The organism is Streptococcus sp., assembly GCF_030825805.1.
In the GTDB taxonomy this organism is placed as follows: Bacteria; Bacillota; Bacilli; order Lactobacillales; family Streptococcaceae; genus Streptococcus.
In genome coordinates this window covers 1-5,461 of the sequence record NZ_JAPJPF010000063.1, presented here as the reverse complement: position 1 = coordinate 5,461, position 5,461 = coordinate 1, and the positions used below count along the sequence as shown (strand labels likewise).

Sequence of the window (5,461 nt, the reverse complement as noted above, 5' to 3'; positions counted from 1 at the left end):
AAGACAAGGTACGTCCTGATGGTCGTAAGGTCGATGAAATCCGTCCTTTGGATGCGGTTGTTGACTTCCTTCCTCGTGTTCACGGTTCAGGTCTCTTTACGCGTGGACAAACTCAAGCTCTTTCTATCTTGACTTTGGCGCCAATGGGGGAAACGCAAATCATCGATGGTTTGGACCCAGAGTACAAGAAACGCTTTATGCACCACTATAACTTCCCACAATATTCTGTAGGGGAAACTGGTCGTTACGGTGCACCTGGTCGTCGTGAAATTGGTCACGGTGCTCTTGGTGAGCGTGCTCTTGCTCAAGTCTTGCCAAGCCTGGAAGAATTCCCATATGCGATTCGTCTAGTAGCAGAAGTATTGGAATCAAATGGTTCTTCATCTCAAGCATCTATCTGTGCGGGAACTCTTGCCCTCATGGCTGGTGGTGTGCCAATTAAGGCGCCAGTAGCAGGTATTGCTATGGGTCTCATTTCAGATGGAAACAACTACACCGTATTGACAGATATCCAAGGTTTGGAAGACCACTTTGGAGATATGGACTTTAAGGTTGCAGGTACTCGTGACGGGATTACAGCCCTTCAAATGGATATCAAGATCCAAGGGATTACTGCGGAAATCTTGACGGAAGCTCTTGCCCAAGCCAAGAAAGCTCGTTTTGAAATCCTTGACGTGATTGAAGCAACGATTCCAGAAGTTCGTCCAGAATTGGCTCCAACTGCTCCGAAAATTGATACCATCAAGATTGATGTGGACAAGATCAAGATTGTCATCGGTAAAGGTGGAGAAACCATCGATAAAATCATCGCTGAAACAGGCGTTAAGATTGATATCGACGAAGAAGGAAACGTGTCTATCTACTCGAGCGACCAAGCGGCCATCAACCGTGCCAAAGAGATCATTGCTGGTCTGGTTCGTGAAGCTAAAGTGGACGAAGTCTACCATGCCAAAGTTGTGCGGATCGAGAAATTCGGTGCCTTTGTCAACCTCTTTGACAAGACGGATGCCCTCGTTCACATCTCTGAAATGGCTTGGACTCGCACCAACCGCGTCGAAGATTTAGTGGAAATCGGAGACGAAGTCGATGTCAAGGTCATCAAGATTGATGAAAAAGGTCGTGTCGATGCTTCGATGAAAGCTCTTCTTCCTCGTCCTCCAAAACCGGAACATGCAGAAGAAAAAGGGGATAAGGGTCATCGTCATGGCGATCGTCCTCGTCACCACAAACCGAGAAAAGACTTTGCCAAAGATGCAGGTCAAGAAACAAAAGAATAAATAATCAAAAGAAAGGAGCACGGTATGGGATGGTGGCGTGAAACCATTGATATTGTAAAAGAAAATGACCCAGCAGCACGTACCTCGCTGGAGGTCCTCTTGACCTATCCAGGGGTTAAAGCACTGGCTGCTCACCGTGTTTCTCACTTTTTGTGGAACCATGGCTTTAAACTCCTAGCTCGGATGCATAGTCAGTTCTGGCGTTTTTGGACCCAGATTGAGATCCATCCAGGTGCGACCATTGCTTCGGGAGTTTTTATCGACCACGGGGCAGGTCTCGTTATTGGTGAGACAGCCGTTGTTGAAAAAGGCGTTATGCTCTACCATGGGGTGACGCTCGGTGGCACTGGAAAGGATACAGGGAAGCGCCATCCAACGGTTCGTGAGGGAGCTTTGGTCTCCGCTCATGCTCAGGTCATCGGTCCGATTGAGATTGGGGCCAAGGCCAAAGTAGGAGCGGGAGCGGTCGTGGTCTCCGATGTACCGAGTGATGTGACCGTTGTCGGAATCCCTGCTAAAATTGTTCGTGTTCACGGTAAGAAGGATGAGCCAATCATTCACCAAGAAGAAGAAAAACGCGAATACTATGTGAGTAAGATGGAGCATGCTAAGGAAGCCAGTCACCATTCATCAAGTCTTTAGAAAAGGTTGGCAAAGTTATCGAAGTGAAATATGACAGGAGGAACCGACCTGTCATATTTACCAGATGCTATTTTGAACCAGGTAGTCCTTGAACTGAAAGAAGGCTTGGAGTCAATTTCGCAAGAGTAAAGTCTAACGGTTCTTCTACACAGCTGACTATGTGGATCATCATAACCGAACCTGGGATACCCGCCATGAAGAGCGGACAGCTGATGCCATGATTTTTTTCACTATCGCTTTGACAATAGGAAAGGAACTAGAAAGGTAACTACAAGAATGGCAGTATATTTTTACGGCTGTATCACCATGGATGGCTACTTGGCAGACAGCCAGCACAGGATAGACTGGCTGCATCAGCTTGGTTCTGTAGAGGATACAGGCTATGATGACTTTTACAGGCAAATGGATATCACCATCATGGGCAAGCGGACCTTTGAGGAAATCCAAGATTTGCAAGATGTAGAAAGTTTTTATCAAGCTACGGAAAACTATGTCTTTACGCATGATAGGCAGCTGCCTGTCAGCAATTACCAGCCAGTAGCTGGGGATGTGGTGGACTTTGTTCGCCAGATTGACAAAGGCAAAAATGTCTTTGTGATAGGTGGTAATTCCTTGGTAGGACCGCTCTTGGATGCGGATCTTTTCGACCACCTCATTATTCAGATAGCGCCCCTTATCCTAGGAAAGGGGGTTCCCCTCTTTACCCAAGAGGAAGGGCAGCGCTTTTACCAACTGGATAGCCTCAGACAATTTGGCCCTTTTGCAGAGCTGGTTTTCAGCCGAAAAAGTCAGAAATAGAGAAGGGAGTGGACCGCATGATTAAAATTTATGACACCATGTCTCGTGATTTGCGAGAATTTGTCCCAATCGAAGAAGGAAAGGTCCGCATGTATGTTTGTGGGCCAACAGTTTACAACTATATCCACGTTGGGAATGCCCGTTCAACGGTAGCCTTTGACACGATTCGTCGCTATTTTGAGTATCGTGGCTACGAGGTTAACTACATTTCCAACTTTACAGATGTGGATGATAAGATTATCAACCGTGCTAAAGAAGAAGGCATTAGTCCTCAGGAAGTGGCAGACAAGTACATTGCGGCTTTTCGTGAAGACGTGACGGCTCTCGGGGTCAAACCTGCAACCCGCCACCCTCGTGTGGTCGAGTTTATGGACGACATCATTCGCTTTGTCGCTGATTTGATCGAAAAAGGCTATGCCTACGAGAGCCAAGGGGATGTTTATTTCCGTGTGGAAAAATCCCACAACTATGCTAAGTTAGCCAACAAAACTCTAGAAGACTTGGAGCTAGGCGCTTCTGGTCGGACAGATGAGGAAACTGCTCGCAAGGAAAATCCAGTCGACTTTGCCCTTTGGAAAGCTGCGAAGCCGGGTGAAGTTTCTTGGGACAGCCCTTGGGGACCTGGTCGTCCTGGCTGGCACATCGAGTGTTCAGTCATGTCAACGGGGATTTTAGGCGATACCATTGATATCCATGGTGGTGGAGCTGACCTTGAGTTTCCACACCATACCAATGAAATTGCCCAGTCTGAAGCCAAAACAGGCAAAACTTTTGCCAACTACTGGATGCACAATGGCTTTGTCAATATCGACAATGTCAAGATGTCCAAGTCCTTAGGTAACTTCATTACTGTGCATGATGCATTGAAGACCATCGACGGCCAAGTCCTTCGCTTCTTCTTTGCGACCCAGCACTACCGCAAGCCCATTAACTTCACAGAAAAAGCGGTACGCGATGCGGAGACCAACCTCAAGTATTTGAAAAATACCTATGAGCAACCGTTCACAGGAGAAGTGGATCCAGCAGACTTGCAAGGCTTTGTGGACAAGTTTATCGCGGCCATGGATGAAGATATCAATGCAGCGAACGGAATTACTGTCGTCTTTGAATTGACCAAATGGATCAATTCAGGTCACTACAACCAAGACGTTAAGGATGCCTTGACCAAGATGCTAGAAGTCTTTGGAGTGGTCTTTGTCGAGGAAGTCTTGGATGCAGATATTGAAGCCTTGATCGCGGAACGTCAAGAAGCGCGGGCTAATAAAGATTTTGCGCGAGCAGATGCCATTCGCGATGAATTGGCTGCGCAAGGAATCAAGCTCTTGGATACAAAAGAAGGTGTAAGGTGGACACGTGATTGATGTCAATCTAATCAATGGAATCGCCCTGGCCTTTGAGGGAGATGCGGTCTATTCCATGTATATTCGTAAGCACCTGATTTTTCAAGGGATGACCAAGCCTAATAAACTTCACCAAGCTGCAACCCGCTACGTCTCTGCCAAGGCCCAGGCTAGTCTGATTGCGATGATGTTGGAAGAAGAGCTTTTGACAGAGAAAGAAGTCGAGATCTATAAGCGCGGTCGCAATACCAATAGCCATACCAAGGCAAAAAATGCAGATGTCGTGACCTATCGCATGTCGACGGGTTTTGAAGCGGTCATGGGTTACCTGCATCTGATGGATGAAATCAACCGCTTAGAGGAATTGGTAGCTTGGTGTATCCAAAAAGTGGAAGAAGGAACAAAATAGTGAAAAATATCAGAGAGTGGTTCCCTCAGGCAGAGGTGACGGAACACCCCAATCCACCAGCTGGTTATGTAGCCATTCCTCTGCAGGCCCAGCAATGGTTGCTACTGAAGGAAGAAGAGCTAACCGAACGAGAGAAACAATTGATTGCCTGGTTGGGCAGTGAGGAAGATCTTGCCCCCAATCCTTGGTACCAATACTTGATTGATGGAAAGGGAGAAGCCCCTCAAGTCATCAAAAAAATGCAACTTGTCTATTGCCACCTCTCGCACTCGACAGCGGAAGGGACGGCTTCCTGGTTAGAGATGATGCAGACGCTTTTGCCCAACTTTCGGGCAGTCTTGCAACTGAGTGGACAGGACTATGTACTCATTCTAGATCAAGAGCAGTCGCTGACTGTGGCTGATATCTTAAAAGATACCGTCTCTGCCATGGAGTATGATTTTAATATTCGCTTATCCATCATGGTCGGGCAGGTATGGACCGAGTCAAAAGCTGGGAAAGTATCCCCGGTCATCCGAGCAGAACGGGCAGCCTTTCGAGCCTGGATCCGAGAAGGGCATCAAGGTGTTTACCGCTTTTCTCAACTCTACCTATGGGGAATTGAGCAGGCAGATTTGGATCTCCATCCTATCAAAGAAGGCTTGCATCAGTTGATTGGGAGTCAAGACCAGTTGCAGGATATCATTGTTGCCCTCTGGGACAACGGGGCAGTTGTAACCAAGGCGGCCCAGCAACTTTATCTCCATCGCAATTCCCTTCAATACAAGATTGAAAAATGGGAGGAGTTGACGGGTCTCCAGTTGAAAAATCTGACCGATCTAGCCCTGTGCTATCATTTGGTCTTACAAGATGTGATTTAAACGGAATCAAATCCAGAGTTTTGTGCAACTTGCACAAAACTCTTTTTCTTTTTTGTGAGATCTGCCATAGCATTGTAAAGCGTTTTCATTTACAATAGAACTATAAAAATCAAAGGAGTACCATCATGGTAGAAT

General features: G+C 46.9%; 6 protein-coding genes and 1 pseudogene. All 7 read left to right on the top strand.

Features of this window, described 5'->3' with window-relative positions; genetic code table 11:
- A partial coding sequence (gene pnp / locus RCH62_RS08225; RefSeq protein WP_306475002.1) for a polyribonucleotide nucleotidyltransferase occupies positions 1 to 1,277 on the top strand: 1,277 nt, incomplete at its 5' end.
- A gap of 24 nt (positions 1,278 to 1,301) precedes the next feature.
- Positions 1,302 to 1,919: a serine O-acetyltransferase gene (cysE, locus tag RCH62_RS08220; protein ID WP_306475001.1), complete on the top strand. Its 618-nt coding sequence runs from the start codon at positions 1,302 to 1,304 to the stop codon at positions 1,917 to 1,919.
- Between the two features lie 103 nt (positions 1,920 to 2,022).
- A pseudogene (locus RCH62_RS08215) lies at positions 2,023 to 2,187 on the top strand (phosphorylase); the annotation flags it as partial.
- Positions 2,188 to 2,195: 8 nt separating this feature from the next.
- Entirely contained in the window at positions 2,196 to 2,717 is a 522-nt protein-coding gene (locus RCH62_RS08210; protein ID WP_306475000.1) for a dihydrofolate reductase family protein, read from the top strand.
- Between the two features lie 17 nt (positions 2,718 to 2,734).
- Positions 2,735 to 4,078 (top strand): cysteine--tRNA ligase, encoded by a 1,344-nt coding sequence (gene cysS / locus RCH62_RS08205; RefSeq protein WP_048790007.1) that lies wholly within the window; start codon positions 2,735 to 2,737, stop codon positions 4,076 to 4,078.
- Positions 4,071 to 4,466 (top strand): Mini-ribonuclease 3, encoded by a 396-nt coding sequence (locus RCH62_RS08200; protein ID WP_048790008.1) that lies wholly within the window; start codon positions 4,071 to 4,073, stop codon positions 4,464 to 4,466. The genes cysS and RCH62_RS08200 overlap by 8 nt, the downstream gene beginning before the upstream one ends.
- Positions 4,466 to 5,326 carry a helix-turn-helix domain-containing protein gene (locus tag RCH62_RS08195; RefSeq protein ID WP_306474999.1) on the top strand — a complete coding sequence of 287 codons (861 nt, stop codon included), beginning with the start codon at positions 4,466 to 4,468 and terminating at the stop codon, positions 5,324 to 5,326. The genes RCH62_RS08200 and RCH62_RS08195 overlap by 1 nt, the downstream gene beginning before the upstream one ends.
- Positions 5,327 to 5,461: the final 135 nt, after the last annotated feature.

What these genes read in the sequence shown, in the direction of transcription:
- cysS (WP_048790007.1), top strand. Translation starts at nt 2,735, where the DNA reads ATGATTAAAATTTATGACACCATGTCTCGTGATTTGCGAGAATTTGTC.
- RCH62_RS08210 (WP_306475000.1), top strand. Translation starts at nt 2,196, where the DNA reads ATGGCAGTATATTTTTACGGCTGTATCACCATGGATGGCTACTTGGCA.
- cysE (WP_306475001.1), top strand. Translation starts at nt 1,302, where the DNA reads ATGGGATGGTGGCGTGAAACCATTGATATTGTAAAAGAAAATGACCCA.